This is a genomic window from Rhodococcus sp. FW305-130, from assembly GCF_058788335.1.
This window is the reverse complement of the sequence record NZ_JBYTAP010000005.1, coordinates 345,395-367,112: the sequence shown is the minus strand read 5'-3', so window position 1 is coordinate 367,112 and position 21,718 is coordinate 345,395. Positions and strand designations below refer to the sequence as shown.

At 63.8% G+C, this 21,718-nt stretch carries 21 protein-coding genes; 9 read left to right on the top strand and 12 right to left on the bottom strand.

Features of this window, described 5'->3' with window-relative positions; genetic code table 11:
- Positions 1–158 precede the first annotated feature (158 nt).
- The 3 genes from mraZ to AC3WQS_RS17920 all read right to left on the bottom strand — a co-directional run bounded on the left by mraZ (position 159) and on the right by AC3WQS_RS17920 (position 2,360).
- The gene (gene mraZ, locus AC3WQS_RS17930; RefSeq protein ID WP_003941779.1) at positions 159–590 is read right to left on the bottom strand and encodes a division/cell wall cluster transcriptional repressor MraZ; all 432 of its coding nucleotides are present in this window, start codon (positions 588–590) and stop codon (positions 159–161) included.
- A 534-nt stretch (positions 591–1,124) separates the two neighbouring features.
- Positions 1,125–1,571, bottom strand: a complete 447-nt coding sequence (locus tag AC3WQS_RS17925; protein ID WP_019748880.1) for an SCO2097 family morphological protein — start codon at positions 1,569–1,571, stop codon at positions 1,125–1,127.
- A gap of 237 nt (positions 1,572–1,808) precedes the next feature.
- Positions 1,809–2,360, bottom strand: a complete 552-nt coding sequence (locus AC3WQS_RS17920) for an SAV_6107 family HEPN domain-containing protein (RefSeq protein WP_264612952.1) — start codon at positions 2,358–2,360, stop codon at positions 1,809–1,811.
- Positions 2,361–2,507: 147 nt separating this feature from the next.
- Between AC3WQS_RS17920 and AC3WQS_RS17915 the strand changes: the two genes are divergently transcribed.
- The 3 genes from AC3WQS_RS17915 to AC3WQS_RS17905 all read left to right on the top strand — a co-directional run bounded on the left by AC3WQS_RS17915 (position 2,508) and on the right by AC3WQS_RS17905 (position 5,573).
- Entirely contained in the window at positions 2,508–3,113 is a 606-nt protein-coding gene (locus tag AC3WQS_RS17915; protein ID WP_046378704.1) for a GNAT family N-acetyltransferase, read from the top strand.
- Positions 3,110–4,708: a phytoene desaturase family protein gene (locus AC3WQS_RS17910; protein ID WP_243617324.1), complete on the top strand. Its 1,599-nt coding sequence runs from the start codon at positions 3,110–3,112 to the stop codon at positions 4,706–4,708. The genes AC3WQS_RS17915 and AC3WQS_RS17910 overlap by 4 nt, the downstream gene beginning before the upstream one ends.
- 70 nt (positions 4,709–4,778) lie before the next feature.
- A complete protein-coding gene (locus AC3WQS_RS17905; protein WP_225989382.1) occupies positions 4,779–5,573 on the top strand; it encodes an LppM family (lipo)protein in 795 nt (264 codons plus the stop codon).
- A gap of 47 nt (positions 5,574–5,620) precedes the next feature.
- Here the strand turns inward: AC3WQS_RS17905 and AC3WQS_RS17900 are convergent, their stop codons facing one another.
- Positions 5,621–6,610 carry a methylenetetrahydrofolate reductase gene (locus tag AC3WQS_RS17900; protein ID WP_020908084.1) on the bottom strand — a complete coding sequence of 330 codons (990 nt, stop codon included), beginning with the start codon at positions 6,608–6,610 and terminating at the stop codon, positions 5,621–5,623.
- A gap of 171 nt (positions 6,611–6,781) precedes the next feature.
- Here AC3WQS_RS17900 and AC3WQS_RS17895 point away from each other — a divergent pair, with 171 nt between their 5' ends.
- From AC3WQS_RS17895 to AC3WQS_RS17880, 4 genes are all read left to right on the top strand, one after another.
- Entirely contained in the window at positions 6,782–7,921 is a 1,140-nt protein-coding gene (locus tag AC3WQS_RS17895; RefSeq protein ID WP_021344573.1) for a polyprenyl synthetase family protein, read from the top strand.
- A 2-nt stretch (positions 7,922–7,923) separates the two neighbouring features.
- Positions 7,924–9,516, top strand: a complete 1,593-nt coding sequence (crtI, locus tag AC3WQS_RS17890) for a phytoene desaturase family protein (protein WP_264612953.1) — start codon at positions 7,924–7,926, stop codon at positions 9,514–9,516.
- A 98-nt stretch (positions 9,517–9,614) separates the two neighbouring features.
- Entirely contained in the window at positions 9,615–11,192 is a 1,578-nt protein-coding gene (locus AC3WQS_RS17885) for an alpha-(1->6)-mannopyranosyltransferase A (RefSeq protein ID WP_020969867.1), read from the top strand.
- Between the two features lie 10 nt (positions 11,193–11,202).
- A complete protein-coding gene (locus tag AC3WQS_RS17880; RefSeq protein ID WP_264612954.1) occupies positions 11,203–12,147 on the top strand; it encodes a phytoene/squalene synthase family protein in 945 nt (314 codons plus the stop codon).
- 20 nt (positions 12,148–12,167) lie between these two features.
- Here AC3WQS_RS17880 and AC3WQS_RS17875 read toward each other — a convergent pair whose 3' ends face one another.
- Positions 12,168–12,536, bottom strand: coding sequence for an Rv2175c family DNA-binding protein (locus tag AC3WQS_RS17875; RefSeq protein ID WP_020969869.1), 369 nt, complete (start codon positions 12,534–12,536; stop codon positions 12,168–12,170).
- A 333-nt stretch (positions 12,537–12,869) separates the two neighbouring features.
- Between AC3WQS_RS17875 and pknB the strand changes: the two genes are divergently transcribed.
- Positions 12,870–14,933, top strand: coding sequence for a Stk1 family PASTA domain-containing Ser/Thr kinase (gene pknB, locus AC3WQS_RS17870; RefSeq protein WP_024487850.1), 2,064 nt, complete (start codon positions 12,870–12,872; stop codon positions 14,931–14,933).
- 27 nt (positions 14,934–14,960) lie between these two features.
- Complete coding sequence (locus AC3WQS_RS17865) at positions 14,961–15,389, top strand: protein-tyrosine phosphatase family protein (protein WP_047888002.1); 429 nt, start codon at positions 14,961–14,963, stop codon at positions 15,387–15,389.
- A gap of 83 nt (positions 15,390–15,472) precedes the next feature.
- On the opposite strand, the gene AC3WQS_RS17860 is transcribed toward AC3WQS_RS17865, so the two are convergent.
- The 7 genes from AC3WQS_RS17860 to AC3WQS_RS17830 form a co-directional block, all read right to left on the bottom strand.
- Complete coding sequence (locus tag AC3WQS_RS17860) at positions 15,473–16,858, bottom strand: class II 3-deoxy-7-phosphoheptulonate synthase (RefSeq protein WP_007730070.1); 1,386 nt, start codon at positions 16,856–16,858, stop codon at positions 15,473–15,475.
- 90 nt (positions 16,859–16,948) lie between these two features.
- Complete coding sequence (locus AC3WQS_RS17855; RefSeq protein ID WP_003941683.1) at positions 16,949–17,440, bottom strand: polyadenylate-specific 3'-exoribonuclease AS; 492 nt, start codon at positions 17,438–17,440, stop codon at positions 16,949–16,951.
- A 66-nt stretch (positions 17,441–17,506) separates the two neighbouring features.
- Positions 17,507–18,313 (bottom strand): lysophospholipid acyltransferase family protein, encoded by an 807-nt coding sequence (locus tag AC3WQS_RS17850; RefSeq protein ID WP_020969874.1) that lies wholly within the window; start codon positions 18,311–18,313, stop codon positions 17,507–17,509.
- A gap of 94 nt (positions 18,314–18,407) precedes the next feature.
- Positions 18,408–19,448, bottom strand: a complete 1,041-nt coding sequence (locus AC3WQS_RS17845) for an ROK family protein (protein ID WP_020969875.1) — start codon at positions 19,446–19,448, stop codon at positions 18,408–18,410.
- Between the two features lie 124 nt (positions 19,449–19,572).
- Entirely contained in the window at positions 19,573–19,968 is a 396-nt protein-coding gene (locus AC3WQS_RS17840) for a hypothetical protein (RefSeq protein ID WP_047888001.1), read from the bottom strand.
- Positions 19,965–21,233, bottom strand: coding sequence for an ArsA family ATPase (locus AC3WQS_RS17835; RefSeq protein ID WP_021344584.1), 1,269 nt, complete (start codon positions 21,231–21,233; stop codon positions 19,965–19,967). The genes AC3WQS_RS17840 and AC3WQS_RS17835 overlap by 4 nt, the downstream gene beginning before the upstream one ends.
- The gene (locus AC3WQS_RS17830) at positions 21,234–21,671 is read right to left on the bottom strand and encodes an SRPBCC family protein (protein WP_019748898.1); all 438 of its coding nucleotides are present in this window, start codon (positions 21,669–21,671) and stop codon (positions 21,234–21,236) included.
- Positions 21,672–21,718: the final 47 nt, after the last annotated feature.

The window sequence follows — 21,718 nt, the reverse complement described above, 5'->3', positions numbered from 1 at the left end:
ATGACTTTTCGAAAAGGTGCTGACTTTCCGAGAAGGCGATGACTGTTCGAGAAGGCGAATGCTTCGAGGTCCCTGCCCGAAGGAGAACCTGGCGCTGGGGAAGTGCGTCAGGGTCTTTCCGGGCAGAGGCCTCGCGGCATTCGCCGGGGGCTCTTCGCCTAGACGATCTCGCTGAGAGATTCGCCTGTTGCCTGCGAATAGTCCTCTTCGTTGTCTCCGAGATACCTCTCCCAGGCTGCTAGATCCCAGATCTCGAGGTAATCGACGGAGCCGGTCACTACGCATTCCTTGGACAGGTTTGCGTAACGCCGATGATCAGCCGAGAGGGTGATTCGCCCCTGGGCATCGGCGTGCTGTTCATCTGTACCGGCGGCCAGGGCACGTACATACGCCCGAGCTGCCGGATCATTGCGTGGAGCTGCCGCTGCCTTTCGAGCAAGCTTGACGAACTCGTCCCGGGGGTAGATGGCGAGGCTGTGATCTTGACTCTTGGTGATCATCAATCCTCCTGCCAGTTCGTCTCGGAACTTTGCCGGCAACGTGAGCCGACCTTTGTCGTCGAGCTTCGGCGTGAAGGTACCGAGGAACACTCGACACCTCCTGCGAGCTTGCGCTGAAACCCTCCCTATCGAGCGGATCGTGCTTCAGCTCTCCGCCCGAACCCACAGTACCCCACTTTCCCCCACAAACAAGGAGCACATGGTCCCTATTCAGCATCATTTGCTGATAAATAGCAGGTCAGCGCAGGTGGGGATACGTGGGGGAAATTTGCAACCGTGTCCCGGCCCACACCGCCGTCATATCGACCCTTCACGCCACGATTTGTCGCTCCCCCTAGCAAAATCGCAGTACAAGCGCGGTTTTCGAATAGACGTGAGCGGGACGAGGTCTGGTCGTGCGTTGCAGTTCGACCAGGGTGGAGGAAAGTGGAGGGCCGAGTGGAGCGAAGTGGAGGAAGCCCGCGGGCTTGCCTAGGGGCGACCGTGGGTGGCGAGTGATTCGCTCGCGCGTCACTGATTCACTTCGATGGATTGCCGGCACACGTGTGGTCGTCCGTGCCCTACAGAGGGCGTCATGTCCGAACTGCACCACTCTCGAAGTACGCCCGAAGGAGGGCGGGAGAGCTAGTCCTGCTCGAACCTGCGTTTGAATCGATCTTCCATCCGCGACGAGAATCCGCCGCCGGACTTGCGGCCGCGTCCCCGCCCGGATCCACCGGCACTACCCCTACCCGGCGGACCGGAGGGATGATTGCCACCTTCGGAAGCGGGTTCGGCTGCTGCTGCGGACTTGCGTCCACCACCCCAGAGGAACAAGACCCCTGCGCCGAACATGAACAAGAAACCGAACAGGCTGATGATCGGAAAACCGCCCGGCTTGAGCGGGAGGGCAACCCCCGCGATCAGCAGGACCAGACCCAGCACGAATAGAGCCGCTGCTTGGAACCGCCGTCTACTCGACGGCGCCCGCATACGGCCGCCCCTCACATTGGAGGCGAACTTGGGGTCTTCGGCATAGAGAGCGCTCTCGATCTGATCGAGCATGCGCTGCTCGTGCTCGGAGAGTGGCACGGTACCTCCCCCGGCACTGGAAGTTTGGCAACCACCCCACGGTGTGGGGCGGCGGGTAATCAAGTTGGACGATTACCTGTTTTCATAATACGAGCAGTTTAGGTCTCGGACCACCAACTCCGGGTACGAGTTCCGCCACAAGCGTACGTATTCGTGCCGAAGGGCCCCGATTCGGCTCCATTTGCCTGTGCGGACCAGGAAATTCCCCGGAAACAACTGCCAACACGGACCATTTGTTCACGACGCTCGCAAATGCTCGGACGCGTCCTGACCGATGAAATCTTCGACCGCCGTGAGAAAACGACCGACCTCGGCGAAGAATGCATCGGAATCGGAGTCCGTGATCACGATCGACACACCGGTTTCCACGGCCGCACGCGCAGCGGACCACCCCGCGAAGAACTTCGACCACGCTCCGAACGCGGGCGCTGCGGCGTCCATCAGAACCCACGCGTTTCCGCTTCGCTTGCGCTTCGACCCGGCACCGGCAGGAGCTGCGGCCAACACTGCCCCGGCACCACGTAGTGCTGCCAGATAGGCACACCGGAACCGGTCGGCAGGATCGCCCGCCCCAATCGCTTCCTCGAGAAGCGCATCCGCCTTCCGGAGGAGCCCCCACGCCACACCGGACTTTCCCACTTGCGCACTGCGGTGGCTGGCGTCCGTCGCACCGAAGGACCGCCTCGCCGATATCGGCAATCGCGAGATTGCGGCATCCGACGGGCTCGACAACTCGGCCGGAAGAGTTCGTTGGCACTTCACACGATCAGGCTTTACATGCTCGGACATCGGGGCACCTCCTGCACCGTAAGGATCCAAGGCCAGGTGGGCCGGAGATGCCCGCTTCCCTTCGGGCATCTCCGGATCACCCACATCGAACATCTGTTCGACCTATTCAATATAACTGCACCCACCGACACGCCGTCAAGAGAAGAGGTGAGACCGGTCGACCCGCAGATCGCCTGGACACCACATACGGTCGACCTCGATCGTGAAGAATTCGCGAGTCGACTCCACGAGGCACTGGCCGTGTACGTCACTGCGATGGACTATCCGCGAGGAACCGAGTTCCATCGCGCACCGATGTGGCAGGAGCACGCGAACCGGCCTGGCTGGAAAGCCGTCGGCGCATTGGCGGTTCCCCAGGAACCGTCACACGAAAATCTGCCGCTGGTGGGGATCGCTTACGGGTATCGCGGGAGCCCGGACCAGTGGTGGCATCAACAGGTACTGCACGGGCTTCGGCGCTCGGGTCGCCCTCAAAGCGAGATCGACGCGATTCTGAGCGACTACTTCGAACTCACCGAACTCCACGTGCATCCGAACGGTCAAGGTCACCGATTGGGCGAATCACTCTTGCGCCACCTCCTCGTCGATCGAACCGAACGCAGCGTTCTGTTGTCGACACCTGAGGTGTTCGACGAGGACAACCGAGCCTGGCGGCTGTACCGCCGCCTCGGCTTTCGCGACGTGCTCCGCAGATTTCGTTTTGCCGGCGACAACCGGCCATTTGCAGTCCTCGGCCGTGGACTGCCGCTGTGAGCGCATTTCTCGACGCCGTCGTCGTCGGTTCCGGACACAACGCGCTCGTTTCGGCCGCGTATCTCGCACGTGAGGGTTGGTCGGTCGAGGTTCTGGAGAAGGACACGGTTCTCGGCGGTGCCGTCTCGACCGTCGAGCGATTTCCCGGATACAAGGTGGACCGGGGGTCGTCTGCGCACCTCATGATCCGACACAGTGGCATCATCGAGGAACTCGGACTCGGCGCGCACGGCCTTCGCTACATCGACTGTGACCCGTGGGCGTTCGCTCCGCCCGCCCCTGGCACCGACGGGCCGGGCATCGTGTTTCATCGCGATCTCGATGCAACCTGCCGGTCCATCGAACGAGCTTGCGGGACAAAGGACGCCGACGCGTACCGGCAGTTCTTCGCGGTCTGGTCGGAGCGCAGCCGACACGTGATGAAGGCATTTTCCACACCGCCCACCGGATCGAACCTGATCGGTGCGTTCGGAGGACTGGCCACAGCGCGCGGCAACAGCGAACTGTCGCGGCAGTTCCTCGCGCCTGGCGACGCACTGCTGGACGAGTATTTCGACAGTGAGGCGCTCAAGGCAGCGTTGGCGTGGTTCGGCGCCCAGTCCGGGCCTCCGATGTCGGAACCGGGAACCGCTCCGATGGTCGGCTTCGCGGCCCTCATGCACGTCCTACCGCCCGGGCGAGCAGTCGGAGGGAGCGGCGCACTGAGTGCTGCGTTGGCCTCCCGGATGGCTGTCGACGGCGCCACCGTCGCGCTCGGTGACGGCGTGACGTCGATCCGCCGGAACTCGAACCACTGGACCGTCACAACCGAGAGCGGTCGAGAAGTTCACGCTCGCAAGGTAATCGCGGGTTGCCACATCCTCACGACACTCGATCTCCTGGGCACCGGAGGATTCGACCGAACCACGCTCGATCACTGGCGGCGGAAGATCAGGGTCGGCCCCGGCATCGGCGCTGTATTGCGACTGGCAACATCTGCGCTCCCGTCCTACCGCGGCGACGCCACGACACGGGAAAGTACCTCGGGATTGCAATTACTCGTTTCCGATCGCGCCCACTTGCGCACTGCACACGGCGCAGCACTGGCGGGGGAACTGCCTCCTCGCCCTGCGGTTCTCGGAATGAGTTTCAGCGGAATCGATCCCACGATCGCCCCGGCCGGGCGGCATCAGGTGACACTGTGGTCGCAGTGGCAGCCGTATCGTCTCAGCGGACATCGCGATTGGGCGTCGGTCGCCGAGGCCGAGGCCGACCGGATCGTCGGCGAGATGGAGGCTTTTGCACCCGGATTCGCCGATTCCGTCCTCGACCGCTTCATTCAGACTCCCCGCGACATCGAGTCGGAATTGGGGATGATCGGCGGAAATGTCATGCACGTCGAGATGTCACTCGATCAGATGATGTTGTGGCGACCGCTTCCCGAACTGTCCGGCCATCGCGTTCCGGGAGCAGACGGGTTGTATCTGACCGGAGCATCGACGCATCCCGGTGGTGGTGTGTCCGGAGCCAGTGGTCGCAGTGCGGCTCGAATCGCACTGTCCGACAGCCGCCGGGGTAAAGCGAGTCAGTGGATGCGTCGTTCGAGCAGGTCGTGAAGGTCACCCACCGAACTTCACCCGCCGACACGCCCCCGCCTCGATGACTGGCTACGCCACGGCTGGCACGATGACCACTGTGCAACAGTCCACCGATCCCGCCGCCAAGCCGACCAGTCGGAAACGTTTCCTGACGGTTGCCGCGCTCGCCCTCATGCTTGTTCCCTTGCTTGCCGGGTGCATCCGCGTGCAGGTGTCGATGGGAGTGTCCGCGAACGATCGTGTGACCGGACAGGTGGTAGCTGCCGCTATTCCGGCGAACGAGGCGGACAAGGGTCCGCAGCTGACCCCGCCTTCCTCGCTGGAGGACAAGATACGGGTTCAGGAATACAAGAAGGACGGATACGTCGGCAGCCAGGCGTTCTTCAGCGACTTGTCCTTCGGTGACGTCGCCCAACTGGGCTCGATGTATGCCGAGGGATCCGGGTCGTTCCAGATCACCCTCAAGCGATCCGGGGACACCGTCACGCTCGACGGCAAGGCAGACCTGAAGACGGTTCCGACTCAGGGCGCCGACGTCCAGGTCAGCATCGCCTTCCCGGCACGGGTCGGCACGACCAACGGAACACGAGACGGCGATTCCCGGGTTTCGTGGACTTTGCCCGCCGGCGAGGTGTCGACAATGCGCGCCGAGGTCAACTACGCGGACCCCAGCACCCGAAGCTTCGCCGGGTGGGCAGGAATCATGGCCGGACTGGCGCTCGGTGTCGCGATTATCGTCGGTGCAATGGCCTGGATGGCGCGCAATCGAGCACCGATCAAGCGCGCGCCCGCCGCGAAAGCACCGGCCATGAAGACGCCTGTCACGAAATCACCTGGCAGCAAGCAAGCTGACAACAGGAATCCGAAAAACACCACGAAGTAGCGCCTGACGATTGCCCCCTCGATAAGTGTCGAGCGGGGCAACCGGGATCAGACGGCTTGTGCTGTCCCGACAGAGGTGTCGGGGGTGAGACCGAGTCGCTCGAGGACCTCACTGGTGGCGCGCGCGAAATTCAACGTGATGAAGTGCAGGCACGGAGCGCCTTCGGCGATCAACCGCTCTCCCATCTCGGTGGCCAGATCGATGCCGAGTTCGCGGACCGCTGCACGGTTCTCTTCCGGACCGCTTCCGGCCGCGGCGTCGAATCGGCGTTCGAGGGCGGGAGGCAACGACGAGCCCGACAGCTCGAGCATGCGCCTCACCGAGCGCAGCGACGTCACCGGCATGATCTCCGGGATGATCGGCTTGGCGCCCTGTTCTGCGTCGTATGCACTCACGCGGTCACGGAGACGCAGGTAGTCCTCCACGTCGAAAAACATCTGCGTGATCGAGTACTCGGCGCCGGCACGCAACTTCGACACCAGGTACTTCGTGTCGTACGCCAAGTCCGGAGCGCGGTAATGCCCCTCGGGGAACGACGCGACACCGACGTGGAAGTCGCCCAGGTCACGGACCATCCGCACGAGTTCCTCGGCGTACTCGACGCCTTCGGGATGCTTCTTCCACTCGCCGAGCGGATCGCCGGGCGGATCGCCGCGCAACACGAGGATGTTGCTGATGCCACGGTCGGCGTATGCACCGACCATGGCGCGAAGTTCTTCGGTGCTGTGCGAAACAGCAGTCAGGTGAGCAACCGGCAGCAGGGTCGTCTCCTCGGCCAGTTCGCCGGTGACGCGCACCGTACGATCGCGCGTCGAGCCACCTGCGCCGTAAGTCATCGAGACGAACGCCGGTCCGAGCCGCTCGAAGGTACGCACCGCACGCCACAGGCGTGCTTCGGCGTCAGCGTCGCGCGGCGGCGAAAACTCGACCGAGAACGGAATACGGCTACCTGTCGAGGAAGCGATCCGATCGACGATCGACGGTGTTCGGGTGGCCCACCCCTCGCTGGAGCGGCCCCTGACTGGATCGAATGTCACCGGTCAAGCATATGTTTTCCAGCTGCAAACAAGCTCATCGCCCAGGACTGCGTATCCCGAATGTCAGGATCACGCAGTTCACGGCCCGAACCGCCGTTGATTCCAACCCCCACTAAGCTGGGCCCCAAGCTCGCTTCCGTGTAACCCTCCGGCGCGAGAACAATACCGATCTTGGAGGCCACCCTGTCCGCAGGAACCGCGCGCGTTGGACAGAGTTCGACCAACACCGCACCGCATCCGACCTCACTCGAACTGCCAGGCATGTTCGAAGGAGCGCTCCGCGACTTCTTCGATTCACGCCGCGAACTCGTCTCGAATATCGGCGGTGGATACGAGAAAGCCGTCAGCACCCTCGAAGCCTTCGTCCTGCGCGGAGGAAAGCGCGTCCGGCCCTCGTTCGCCTGGACGGGATGGCTCGGCGCCGGAGGCGACCCGAACGGGAGCGACGCGGAGGCGGTGATTCGTGCATGCGCGGCCCTCGAACTGGTGCAGGCCTGCGCGCTCGTCCACGACGACATCATCGACGCATCAACGACCAGGCGCGGCTTCCCGACCGTTCACGTCGAATTCGAGGACCAGCACCGAGGCGAGGAGTGGAGCGGCGACTCCGCGCACTTCGGCGAGGCCGTCGCCATTCTCCTCGGCGACCTGGCCTTGGCCTGGGCTGACGACATGATCCGAGAATCCGGGATCAGCCCCGACGCGGCCGCACGAGTGAGCCCGGTCTGGTCGGCAATGCGCACCGAGGTGCTCGGTGGCCAATTCCTCGACATCAGCAACGAAGCCCGCGGAGACGAGACCGTCGAGGCAGCCATGCGGGTCAACCGTTACAAAACCGCCGCGTACACGATCGAACGCCCACTGCACCTCGGCGCCGCACTGTTCGGTGCAGACGCCGAGTTGATCGATGCCTACCGGACGTTCGGCACCGACATCGGGATTGCCTTCCAACTTCGCGACGACCTGCTCGGTGTCTTCGGAGATCCGTCCGTCACGGGCAAACCGTCGGGCGACGATCTCATCGCCGGTAAGCGGACTGTCCTGTTCGCGATGGCGCTTGCCCGCGCCGACGCCGCAGATCCGGCGGCAGCAGAACTGCTCCGCAACGGAATCGGCACCCAGTTGACCGACAACGAAGTCGACACTCTGCGTCAGGTGATCACCGATCTTGGCGCCGTCACCGACGTCGAAACGCAGATCGACACCCTCGTCGAGGCAGCTGCGAACGCCCTCGACTCGAGCACGGCAACGGCAGAGTCCAAGGCTCGCCTGACCGATATGGCGATCGCGGCCACGAAGCGAAGCTACTGACCGTGGCCGACGTGCACCGCACTCGAACCGTCAGCTCGCCGACCGATCGAGTCGTGATCGTCGGCGCGGGACTTGCCGGACTGTCTGCGGGGTTGTATCTGCGTAGCGCCGGCCGCGACGTCACGATCCTCGAAAGCAACGGCTCGGTCGGCGGGCGAGTCGGTGTCTACCAGGGCAGTGACTACAGCATCGACAACGGCGCAACGGTGCTCACGATGCCCGAACTCGTCGAAGACGCTCTTGCGGCCGTCGGCGCCGACCCCGACTCGACAAACCCCAAATTCGTTGTGCACAAGCTCGATCCGACGTACCACGCGCGATTCGCAGACGGCACCGCTCTCGATGTTCACGCCGACCCCGAAGACATGGCTGCCGAAGTCTCTCGTGTCTGCGGGCCGGAAGAAGCGCAGCGATACCGTGCGTTGCGGCGATGGCTGAACCGCATCTTCGACGCGGAATTCGACCGCTTCATGGACGCCGACTTCGATTCTCCCCTCGGACTGGTCAATTCGCGTGGCGCAGTCAAGGATCTGAGCCGACTCGTCGCACTGGGAGGATTCGGGAAACTGGGCGGGCAGGTGGATCGCAAGATCCGCGACCCTCGCCTCCGGCGGATCTTCACTTTCCAAGCGCTGTATGCGGGAGTTGCTCCGTCTCGAGCCCTCGCGGTGTACGGGGCGATCGCTCACATGGACACCTCACTGGGCGTCTACTTTCCCGAGGGCGGGATGCGCACGATCGCCGAGTCGATGGCCGACGCTTTCACCGAAGCCGGCGGAATTCTGCATCTCGGCCGCACGGTCGAACGACTCGAGGTGAGCGACCGTCGCGTGCGTGCCGTACACACACGCGACGGTGAGAGCTTCGACTGTGACGTCGCAGTCCTCACCCCCGACATGGCCGTCACGGACTCCCTCTTGCGCCCGCATACGCGATTGCGCCCGCGACCGGTGCGTACATCGCCGTCCGCGGTCGTGATTCACGGCACTGTTTCTTCAGCCGTCGCCGACGGATGGCCCGCGCAGCGACACCACATGATCGACTTCGGCGAGGCGTGGAAGCGCACCTTCGCCGAGATCACGGCACGCCGCGGCCGCGGGCAATTGATGAGTGATCCGTCACTGCTCGTCACCCGACCGGCGCAGACCGACCCGAGCCTGGCCTTCTCGCGAGACGGCCGGATCCGTGAACCGCTGTCAGTCCTCGCGCCGTGCCCGAATCTGGACAGTGCGCCGCTCGACTGGGCAGTTCTCGGCCCGGCCTACGTGCGTGAAATCATCCTCACGCTGCAAGAACGTGGCTATACGGGACTGGTCGAGGGGTTCGATATCGATCACGTCGACACCCCGCAGACCTGGCTCGAGAAGGGCATGGCCGCGGGTAGCCCGTTCGCGGCGGCACACACCTTCACCCAGACGGGGCCGTTCCGACGCAAGAACCTCGCCCGCGGCTTCGACAACGTCGTTCTCGCCGGATCGGGAACCGTTCCGGGGGTGGGAGTACCGACCGTTCTGCTGTCCGGCCGGCTCGCCGCCGAACGTATTACCGGTACACGCGAGCGAGCCAGCGCGGTGGGCACTCGTGCGAGCAACTAAACTAGCCCCTCGTAACCGACCATTCATCCACGATTCACCGACTCGGGCGCTGCATGCGCCGATCGACACCGATCTCCTCGGGGGAGGAACCTGCACCGATGACGTCCTCTGCCGCAGCCACTGAAAGACCGTGGCACCTAAGGGCCGCCAATTTCCTTCGGACTCCCGAAGGTCACAGTGCACTGCTCGGTTTCTTCGGCGCAGTCATGATCACGTTCGGCGGATTCGGTGCCGGTAGCGTCCGGCGCCAAGATCCGCTGCTCGAGTCGATGCATCTGTCCTGGCTCCGTTTCGGACACGGATCGATTCTGTCGGCGGCCATCGTCTGGATCGGTGTCCTGTGCATGATCGCTGCCTGGGTTCGACTGGGCCGCTCGACTCTGCGCGGTGACGTCTCGTTGCGCGGCCTGCGCTACGTCGTCCCGGTCTGGACGTTTCCGCTGCTGTTCGCGGTGCCCATGTTCAGCCGTGACGCCTACTCCTACCTGGCACAGGGCGCCTTGTTACGCAACGGCTTCGACCCGTATGCCGTCGGCCCCGTCGTCAATCCGGGAATCCTGCTCGACAACGTCTCCAACGTGTGGACGACGACAACTACCCCGTACGGCCCGGTACACCTTCTCCTCGCCGACGCCATCGTTCGGCTGACCGGTGAGAACGTCATCGCCGGCACGATGCTGTTGCGGATCACGATGCTGCCCGGACTCGCCCTGATGATGTGGGCCGTTCCCCATCTCGCGACGAAGCTCGGCGGAAACACCTCGATCGCCCTGTGGCTCGCAGTACTCAATCCCCTCGTCCTGATCCACCTGATCGGCGGCGTTCACAACGAGATGCTCATGGTCGGCCTCATGGCCGCGGGCATTGCGCTCGCTCTCGAACGCAAGCACCTGTTCGGAATCGGGCTGATCGCACTCGCCGTCGCGATCAAGGCAACCGCGGGCGTCGCACTTCCCTTCATCGTCTGGATCTGGATGATCCACGAGCGGGAGGACGCGGCCGCGGCCGGGCGAGAACCGGCGTCACCGATCCGATCGTTCGTCAAAACGGCCGGTGCAGGTTTCGCGGTATTCGTGGCGGTACTCGGATCCACCTCACTGATCGCCGGAGTCGGCCTCGGCTGGACGACGGCACTCTCGGGTTCGGCAAAGATCATCAACTGGCTCTCGCTGCCCACGATCGTGGCGCACATCGGAACCATGGCCACCTCCTGGTTCGCCGGTGACCATTTCAACGACATCCTCGAAGTCTCCCGGACCATCTCGGCGGTTGTGTTGATCGCGATCATCGCCGTCGTGTGGTGGCGCTACCGCAAGACCGAGCGCGACGCCGTCATGGGCATCGTGATCGTGATGGTCGCCATCGTCGTTCTGTCCCCCGCAGCACTCCCCTGGTACTACTCCTGGCCGCTGGCAGTAGCGGCCGGTTTCGCAATGTCGCCGACGACTCTCGCCGTACTGACCGGGCTGTCCACCTGGCTGATGCTGGTGTTCCAGCCTGACGGATCGATCGGCCTCTACACCTTCCCGCATGTGGCTCTGGCCATCGTCGCTGCCGTGATCGCGGCTATGTCCTTGCAGACGGAAGATCCACTCAGACTTCGTGGACGCAAACACGAGAAACCGATCGAAATGACGTCAGCCGCCTCGGCGCCCTCGACGTCAGAATCTGCGTGATCCGCGTGTCATGAACGCATTGTCTGCGTCCTATGAATTCTGCGAGGACGTGACGAGGGAACACGGCCGAACGTACTTTCTGGCCGCTCGGTTGCTGCCCGAGCCTCGACGCCGCGCAGTTCACGCCCTCTACGCATTTGCTCGCGTCGTCGACGACGTCGTGGACGAACCCTCGGGTCCGCATGAACGAGGCACGGTGCTCGCCGACGTCGAACGTGCAGCCGTCACCGCACTCGACAACCCCACTGCGACAGGTGGCTTGCCGTCGACGGTTCCCCTCGACCTGACACGCGTACTCCCTGCCTTCGCCGATGCTGTGAAGACGTTCGACATTCCGCGTGCATACTTCGACGCCTTCTTCGAGTCCATGCGGATGGACGCCCCCGACACCGCGAAGTTTCGACCCGTCTACAACACGATGGACGAGCTTGCCGAGTACATGTACGGCTCCGCCGTCGTCATCGGTTTGCAGATGCTCCCGATTCTCGGAGTGAGCGTTCCGCAGCAGGAAGCTGTAGTGCCCGCGTCGAATCTCGGTGAGGCGTTTCAGCTGACCAACTTCATCCGCGACGTCGGTGAAGACCTCGACCGGGGACGTCTGTACCTCCCGGCGGGCGAGTTCGCCGCATTCGGGGTCGACATCGAGATGCTCGAGCACGGGCGCAGAACCGGAACGGTGGACGTTCGGGTCAAGCGCGCGCTGGCACACTTCATTGCCGTGACGCGGGGGCGGTATCGGTCCGCCGAATCCGGCATCCCGATGCTCGATCGGCGGGTCCAGCCGTCGATCCGCACGGCTTTCGTGTTGTACGGAGCAATTCTCGACCAGGTCGAGCGCGCCGACTTCCGGATACTGCATCGACGAGTGTCCGTTCCCGGACGCACGCGACTTCGAGTCGCTGCGCCGGGTCTGGTCCGGTCGGCAACCTACGCGGCGAAAAACCGCATGAGGTGAGTTGTCAGAAGGCCGGCATCTCAGAAAGCCATGGCCTGTGCGCGGCGGATGACCTCACGCGCGAGATCACCATGCAGTGCGTCCACCGGGCGCCCCGGCAGGGAATCGTCGGCCAGGAACAACCAGCGGAGGATTTCGATATCGGTGTAGCCGCCGTCGTGCAGCACCGCCAGCAGACCGGGCAACCACTTGACGATCTGGCCGTCCTCACCGAAGAACACTTCGGGGACACCGAGAACGCCATGCCGCTTGACTGCGATGATCTTGTGATCGCGAAGCAACTGGTGAACCTTGCTCACCGGCAACCCGACGTTCTTCGCCACATCCACCAGCTGGAACAGGGAAACCGAAGAATCCAGGACATCATCACAATAAGGAATCGCGCTCACCGCGAGAAGTTTATCCGGTCCGGCGAGCCCGCTGTGTACCGCCCGGTGCAGTGCTCGAAACCGCCGCTCCGCTTGGGTCACAGCGCTCTGTGACGTTCTCGAGACTTCCGCGTCGGTATCGCTGGCTACGATGGACGGGATGCGGCGTATCAGTAACCGGGATTTCGTGAACCGGGATTTCGTGAACCGGGATTTCGTGGTGACCGCGAATCGGCGCCCGTACGGCGGGGGCCACTACTTACATGCTGACAGCTACCGCCCAGAGCACAACCACACAGATCGCAACCACACAGATCGCAAGCACGGAGGAATAGTCATTACGGAGGTCGAGGGTTGATCGGCGAAATGCTCGAGCGCCGCTATCGAGTGGACGCACCGATCGCGCGCGGCGGTATGTCGACCGTGTATCGAGGCCTCGATACACGGTTGGATCGACCTGTCGCTATCAAGGTGATGGACCCGCAATTTGCCGGCGATCCAGCGTTCCTGACTCGTTTCGAGTTCGAGGCCCGGGCCGTGGCCAGACTCAAGCATCCGTCCCTTGTGGCCGTCTACGACCAGGGCAGCGATCGCAATCACGTGTTCCTCGTGATGGAACTCGTCGACGGTGGAACTTTGCGCGAACTCCTTCGTGAGCGCGGACCGATGCCGCCTCACGCCGTCGCTGCAGTCGTGGCACCTGTCCTGGACGCGTTGGCGGTGGCGCATCGAGCGGGACTGGTTCACCGTGACGTCAAACCCGAGAACATCTTGATCTCGGACACCGGCGAAGTGAAGATCGCCGACTTCGGATTGGTGCGTGCAGCCGCGGCAGCAACCACCACCTCCAACAGCGTGATCCTCGGCACCGCAGCCTATCTGTCGCCGGAACAGGTGACGTCAGGAATTGCCGACACTCGAAGCGACGTCTACTCGACCGGCGTGTTGATGTTCGAACTTCTCACCGGTACAACACCGTTCACCGGTGATACGTCACTCTCCATCGCCTACCAACGCATCCACGACGATGTCCCGCGCCCCGGTTCACGCATCCCCGGTGTACCGGCACAGTTCGATCGCCTGGTTGCCGAAGCCACTCACCGCGAGCCGGCACATCGTTTCGCCGACGCTGGTGAGATGGCAGCTGCACTTCGCAGTGTGAGCGAACAACTGGAACTTCCGTCATACCGCGTTCCGGCTCCGCGTCGAAGCGCCCAGCACCAGAGCGCGCAGGTTGCCCCGGCTCGGCCACAACCGGCGCCTGCGCCCCCGACGGATGTACACCCGAACTCTGCTGCGCGCCCGAACCCTGGTGCCACGACGGTATTGGCGTCCGGCGTGGCCCCGGCTGCGGCAGCCACTACGGCGCTCGGCACGGGCTCTCCTCCCCCCGGCGGCATTCAGCACACTCGCGCGGTCACCGCACAAACTGCTCGTCCGGCGACGGTCGACGGCGACTCGGATTTCGACGACGGTTCCGATTTCGGCGACGACCAACTGGGACCTGACGATCCGCACGCTCATTTTGTCGAAGCACGACGCAAGTCTCGACGAGCCACCCTGATCTGGCTGCTCGTCATCGCGGTCCTCGCGCTTGCGTTGGGCTTCGGCGGATGGTGGATGGGCTCGGGCCGCTATACAGCTGTTCCCTCGATCGACGGGCTGACCAAGGACACTGCGGTCACCGCTCTGCAGGACGCCGGGCTCTCCCCCGAGGTCCAGGGTCAGTACTCCGACGCCCAACCCATCGACACGGTGATCGGGACAGACCCGGCCTCCGGCTCCAGGGTTACCAAAGGCTCGACCGTCGCGCTGCTGACTTCGCTCGGGCGTCCGACTGTTCCGCCCATTCCGGCCGGCGGCGACGTCTCGGCCCTGGGCGCACAACTCGCCGACCGTACTCTCGTCGCGGTCGACGGCGGGGACACATTCAGCTCCAAGATCCCGATCGGCGGCGTGGCGGCGCTCGACCCGGCGCCGGGAACCGAGGTTGCCGTGGGCTCCTCGGTCAAGGTCATCACGTCCAAAGGGTCACCGCCCGTTGACATTCCCGATGTGAAGGGCATGTCCGAGAACGCTGCGCGCGCCGCCCTCGACAAGGTAGGTATCTCCGTCAGCACCACCAGAACAACGTTCGACGACGCCGTCGAGGGCGGTAGCGTGATCGGCACAGATCCCGCAGTCGGGTCCTCCGTCAACGCCGGCACCTCCGTTGTTCTCCTCATCTCCGACTCCGTCAAGGTTCCCTCGCTGATCGGCCGCTCCGTCTCCTCAGCACGCGAAGAACTCGGCCGCCTCGGCCTCGAGATCACCGTGCGTCAGCTCACCCAGAACGACAGCTCGGTCATCATCAGCCAGAGCGTCAAGAACGACCTCGTTGCCAAGGGCACCGACATCAGCGTCGTCGCAATTCCCTGACAGTCCGCTTCGGCCTAGTCTGAATTCATGGCCACGTGGGAACCCGAGAGCATAGGGATACTCGACTTGCCGTCGGGGAGATCGATTCGGGGTCGAGGACTCCGCAATCCACTTCCTTCCGGGCCTCTCCCCACCTTCGGTGTCTACCTGACCGGTAAAGAACCTCCCGCCACCGAGTGGAATTCGGTGTGGGTCCGCTGGCGAGATTTCTGGTTGCCGAGCGATCCCGACGCGCTGCGCAGCGCCTTGCACGAAGTGTGGGTGCGTTCGGAAACCGAAAGAGTCGAGATCGCGTGCGGTGGCGGATTCGGCCGCACCGGAACAGCTTTGGCCGCTCTTGCCATTATGGACGGAGTGCCGAGTAAGGACGCCACCGCGTACGTTCGCGCACGCTACTCACCTCGCGCCGTCGAAATGCCCTGGCAGCGCCGATTCGTCACACGATTCATGACATAGCGAACGCCCCCACCTGCGCGAGCGGGTGAGGGCGTTTGCCGAAAATCAGTGCCGGTGCGAATCAGCTTCGGCGAAGCAGGGTTTCAGCCTCGCAGCATCTCGGCCACGAGGAACGCGAGCTCCAACGACTGTTGGGTGTTCAATCGGGGGTCGCACGCCGTCTCGTAGCGACCACCGAGATCGAGGTCGGAGATGTCCTGTGCGCCGCCGAGGCACTCGGTGACGTTCTCACCGGTCAGCTCGACGTGGATACCACCCGGATGCGTGCCGAGGCCGTTATGGACCTCGAAGAAGCCCTGAACCTCGTCGACGATGCGATCGAAGTGGCGCGTCTTGTACCCGGTGGAGGCTTCGTGGGTGTTGCCGTGCATCGGATCGCACTGCCAGATGACCTGGTGGCCGGTGGCCTGGACCTTCTCGATGATCGCCGGCAGCAGGTCGCGGACCTTGCCGTTGCCCATGCGCGAGATCAGAGTCAGTCGACCCGGCTTGTTGGTGGGGTCGAGACGCTCGACATATTCCACCGCCATTTCCGGCGTGGTGCTCGGACCGATCTTGAGGCCGATCGGGTTGGAGACCAACTCGGCGAAGGCGATGTGCGCGCCGTCGAGCTGACGGGTGCGGTCACCGATCCAGAGGAAGTGGGCCGACAGGTCGTAGAGCTTGGGGTGGTCGCTGTCGTTGTCGAGACGCAGCATCGCGCGCTCGTAGTCCAGAACCAGGGCCTCGTGGCTGGCAAAGATCTGTGCCTGGTGCAGGCTCGGATCGGTGACGCCACACGCGTTCATGAACTGCAGGCCGCGGTCGATCTCGGCTGCCAGTTGCTCGTAGCGTGCGCCCGCCGGCGAAGCTGCGACGAACTCGCGGTTCCAGTCGTGCACCTTGTGCAAATCGGCCATACCGGCGCCGGTGAGCGCGCGAACCAGGTTCATCGCGGCGCTGGCGTTGGCGTATGCGCGCACCAGACGCGAAGGATCGTGCGCACGGACTGCCTCGTCGGCGACGAGCGAATTGATCATGTCGCCGCGGTACGACTTGAGCCCCAGCGAGTCGATGTCGGCAGAACGCGGCTTGGCGTACTGGCCGGCGATGCGAGCAACCTTGACGACCGGCATCGAGGAACCGTAGGTGAGCACGACGGCCATCTGCAGCAACGTGCGAATGTTTCCCTTGATGTGCGGCTCGGTGTTGTCCGCAAATGTCTCGGCGCAGTCACCGCCCTGGAGCAGGAATGCTTCACCACGCGCGACCTGCGCGAGACGCTCTTGCAGCGCCTCGACCTCGCTGGCCACCGTGATGGGAGGCACGCTCTCGAGCACAGTCCGCATGGCGGCCGCCTGGTCAGCGGGCCACGAGGGCTGCTGAGCAGCGGGCTTCGCAAGTGCCTCGTCGAGCTGCTTACGCAGTCCGGCAGGCAGCGGCGGGAGTTCGGGCAAGCGGTCGATCGGCACGTCGACAGTCCAGTTCACCTCTACAGGATATTCGCTCGCCCGTCGGCGCGTCACACAGGCTCTCGATCGCAGCCCAATCGGGACACTTCTCGCGCACCGAAACCTGAGTCAGCGAAGTGAACGTGCTGCCGAAATCGCGTCGAACTTCACGAGGTTGTGCCTGGCGTCGGCAAGTGCGTCGTGTGCGTCGGCGGGCGCTGACGGGAGGGCAGGACTGCCGTTGTCTTCCCAGAACTGTCGGAGTTCGCGGGTGTACCGCGGCATCGACTGCGGTAGTTCGGTCATATCGCCCCACAACTGGCACAGCGCGACGTGGTCGTATGCGGCTACCCACGCCCAGAGCTCCGGAACGACCATCGGCCGCGGAACGAAGAATTTCAGAAGATCGTCGCGGATCTTCTCGCGTGATTTCCACAGCGGCGACGAAGGCTGCGGCAACTTCGGCAGCACGTTCTTGCGCACCCAACTACCGGCACGGGCGGGATCGAACTCCGTCGAGACCGCGTAATACTCTCGGCCGTCCTCGCAGACAACGCCGATGGACACGAGATCGATGGTTCGACCGTCTTCGATGAATTCACAGTCGTAGAAGTAGCGCACGTCCGAAAACTATGCCGCACGCGCAGGCTCTGGAGCCAATGCGCGTGCGGCAGGTGTGGGAAATCTCTAGCTGGCCTGTGCGTCCGGGAGCGAATCCTTGTCGGTCTTCGCGGACTCCTTCGACTCGGCCGAGACCACGAGATCAACAACCGACTCGCCGCCTTCCGCCGGAACATCGACGGCAGCTTCGGGTTTCGTGGGCGCCTGGTTCTTGAGGCTCGCCGCGTAGATGTCCACGTACTCCTGACCGGAGAGTTTCATCAGCTTGTACATCACTTCGTCGGTCACAGCCCGCTCGACGAAGCGGTTTCCGCCCATGCCTTCAAAGCGAGAGAAATCGATGGGTTCACCGACGATCACGGTGACCTTCGCGGGGCGCCACATCCGTGAGCCGATCGGATTCATCTTGTCGGTACCGACCATCGCAACCGGGATCACCTTGACGCCCGATTCGAGCGCGAGGCGCGCCATTCCGGTCTTGCCCTTGTAGAGACGACCGTCAGGCGAACGCGTTCCTTCGGGGTAGATACCCAGCAGACTGCCCGAACCGAGAACCTTGAGACCGGCGTTGAGCGCATCCTGCGCCGCGTCCGCGCCGGTTCGGTCGATGGGGACCTGTCCGACCGCGGTGAAGAACCACTTCTGGAAGGCGCCCTTCAGGCCGGAACCGGTGAAGTACTCGCTCTTGGCAAGGAAGGTGATACGGCGGTTGACGCGAAGCGGAAGGTAGAACGAGTCCAGAACCGCCTGGTGATTGCTGGCCAGAATGGCCGCGCCGTCAGTCGGAATGTTCTCGTGACCTTTGACCGTCGGACGCCCGAGCAGCCAGAGAATCGGCCCCAGCAACACATACTTGAAGAGCCAATACCACACGGCGTCCCTCCCATTCACAGCTGAATTTCGCTGAGTACGACCTTACTGCCGACCGGTAACCCCCGCTACACACGCCCCTGGAGGATCGACCCGATCACAGTCCGGCAGACGTGGTTCCAGCGCCGTCGACCCCACCGAGATCCTGAGGCACGACCGAACGCGCCAATGCGGCGGCGCCCACCATGCCCGCAGCTTCGCCGAGTTGAGCCGAACGGATTCGTGCCAGCGGGCGGTGCTTCGCGCCGGTCAACAATGTCGCGTACTGCTCACGGGCGTCGTCGAGAAACAGTGGGGCAGAACTCGCGACGCCGCCTGCGATCACGACCAGATCGGGATCGTAGACGTCCCCGACCATCGCCAATCCGACGGCCAGCCAACGGGTGAACTCGGCAATGGTTGCCAGAGCGAGTGGGTCACCGTCCTGCGCGGCGTTGGCGATCCGGCGACCGGTGAGGGAACCCGGATCCACCGCTACTTCGCGCGCCAGAACCGTCGACGCAGCCGGGTCGGCGGCCAGCAGTTCGATTGCCGTGTCCACGAGCGCCGTTCCGCTGCAATAGCGCTCCCAACACCCACGCTTGCCACACGCACACTGACGCCCGCCTGGCACGACCTGGATGTGGCCGAGTTCGGGGGCGACGCCGTGACTGCCCCGGTACAGCTCACCGTTGATCAGCAGCGCGCCGCCGATTCCGGTCCCGATTGCCACCATCACGACATTGCGGCCACCTGCGGCCGCGCCGAATCGGTGCTCCGCGAACGCCGCTGCATTGGCGTCGTGCTCGAGAACGACCGGCAATCCGAGCCGCTTGCTCAAGTCACTGCCCACCGGCGCGTCCACCCAGGGCAAGTGCGGCGCGAACCGAACCGAGCTTCGATCGGAGGTGATGAAACCGGCGACCGCCAACCCCACGGCAGATACCTCGTGCCGGGTGACCAGTTCGCGTACGACGCGATCGAGGCCGTCTTCGAGAGCGCGTGCGGACTGCGGGGTCGGGGCTTGAATCATCTCGAGCACTTGTCCGTCGACGTCCACGACGGAGGCCCTGATGCTCGTTCCGCCGACGTCGATGCCGACCGTCAAGATGTCGTCCATGGTGGAGTCGGAGACCGCTTTCAAGCGGCGCGCGCTCATCGCGCCAATTCCCGCGCGAGCGGCGCCCGCTGGAGTGCGCACCCTGTATCGGTGCCTCGTGCGTCGGTGACCATTGTGTCGATTGTGCTCATCTCGGGCCGTCAGCTCTACCCGGGGTACTAAGTCAGTCCTTGACCGTCACGTTGATCGGGACAAATGCCGCCGTTCGAGTTCGCTCGGCACCTGGCGTCGTCGCTCCGGTGTCCGGTCCGCGATCCGGGCCGGACGGCCCCCCGAGAAACTCGTCGAGAATCTCGCGAAGCAATGCGAGGAACGCGGCTGCGTGACCCGCGAGAAACGCCAGTAGTTCGTGGTGCTCACCGCGAACCAGTGCAGCGAGAGCGCACACCGGGCACCAACTGCAGCCAGTGAACACCGGCTGCGTGTCCGCTGACGCCGAGTCACCCGCAACGTCGGCCGTCGCTGCTGCAGCCTTTTGCAAGACCGGTTCCAGGCGCGTCAGAACGGTATCCGCCAGCGCGCGAAATTCCGCGACGAGGCGCTCGTGCTCTTCGCTCATACTGGCCACACCGCGGGATCCGGGCTGAACCGGATGATCAGGTAACTGCCGTCCAACTCCGCCCCGTTCACGACACAACGACGCAGCACCGACGCCAAACGAACTCTGCGTCGTACGCCGTCTGCTCCCACCAGCACATCGTCCTCCACCCGGCCCAACGACAACGACGACGGATCCACGAGCGGAAGGTACATCCGCATCACGTACACCGAATCGACTCCGGCCCCCGACTCCAACGACACCACGATGTTGTCCGCGGTGTCGACAGCGTCGATTGTGTCGACGGTGTCCGAATCCGTGCCCGTTCCACCCTCGAACGTGGCCGCGATCTCGCCCAGAGCCGCCAACCCTACCGGTTCGGCGCAGGCGCGCTCGACCGTTGTGACGGACATTCCATCAGTCGATCCACGCAATTCGTCGACGACGAGTGCCTGTGACGCCCTGATCGAAGCGAGCCATTGTGCCGCCGGCGAATCGTCGACACCCTTCCCGGCCGACGAGTTGAACTGCGGGACAATGTTGTTGACCATAATCCCGTCGACTCGCAATCCGGCCAGAGCCAGACCGGACAGCGTCCGGCGAGTCGCCGCGGCCGACACGCCATCGGCCGACGTCACAACGCGCACGCTGGTGTTCTCCCGATCCGAGAGGTGAACGGCGATTCGATCCACCGACGCGAGCACGCGTTCGATGACGGACACGAGTAGCAACACTCGCATGTCCGAGCCTGTCACGGCGACCATCCGCCTGTGCCGCGGCCACAATCGCTCGAGATACTCCGACACCATCGACGGCGACCCGAGGATCCGCAGCGCTTCGGCTGCGGCCGGACAGTCCACGATCACGAGGTCGTAGTCACCGCTGCTCGAGATATCGACGATCTCGGAGAGTCCGAGTATGTCTTGGATCCCCAGGGATCCCGTCAACTCTTCCGGTTCCAACCCTTCGAACGACGAACCGTGTTCGTGATCTCCCGCTCCGAAATTTCCTGCAGCATCGATCAATCCCGACAGTCCTCGGAACTTTTCCTCGAGGAGCTCGGAAGTGTCGAGTTGCCGGACGTCGAGGCGCTCGGTGAGAGGTGTAGTCGTTCGCAGCGCCGGCACGCCCACGACATCCGCGAGAGAACCTGCCTGATCGATCGACACCAAAAGCACTCGTGCCCCGTCGGACGCAGCCGACACAGCCGTCGCCGAGGCAAGCGTCGTCGTGCCTGCTCCGCCTTTACCGACGAACAGTTGGACGCGAGATCGTTGCTCCGGCACTCAGCCCTCGACTCGCTTCTTCAGTTCTTTCAGAGCTGTGTCGGTAATGATCTTCTCGGCCTTGCGCTTGAAGAGACCGATCATCGGGATCGTCAGGTCGACCGTCAACTCGTAGGTGACAGAGGTGGTGCCGTTCGGGCCGGGCTCGAGTGTGTACGAACCGAATTGGGACTTCTGGATCTCACCCGAGATCAGCTCCCAGCTCACCGCCATACCGTCCGGCGCCCACGAATACTGCAGTTCGTAGGTGTCCTTCACCATCCCCGCGTCGAGGACAAAACGCACTCGGTCCGCGCGGCCGCCCTGCCCCGGCGCCGTCACCTCGACGGACTTCGCCGCGGCCACCCATTCGGGGTACTGCGCGAAATCGGCGATGACGTCCATCACGGCGTCGGCAGGGGCGTCGATGCTGATCAACCCCTTGGTCTTCTCGGCCATACGACTGCGCTACCTTCCTTCGTCAAAAGTCCAGAACCTGCACAACG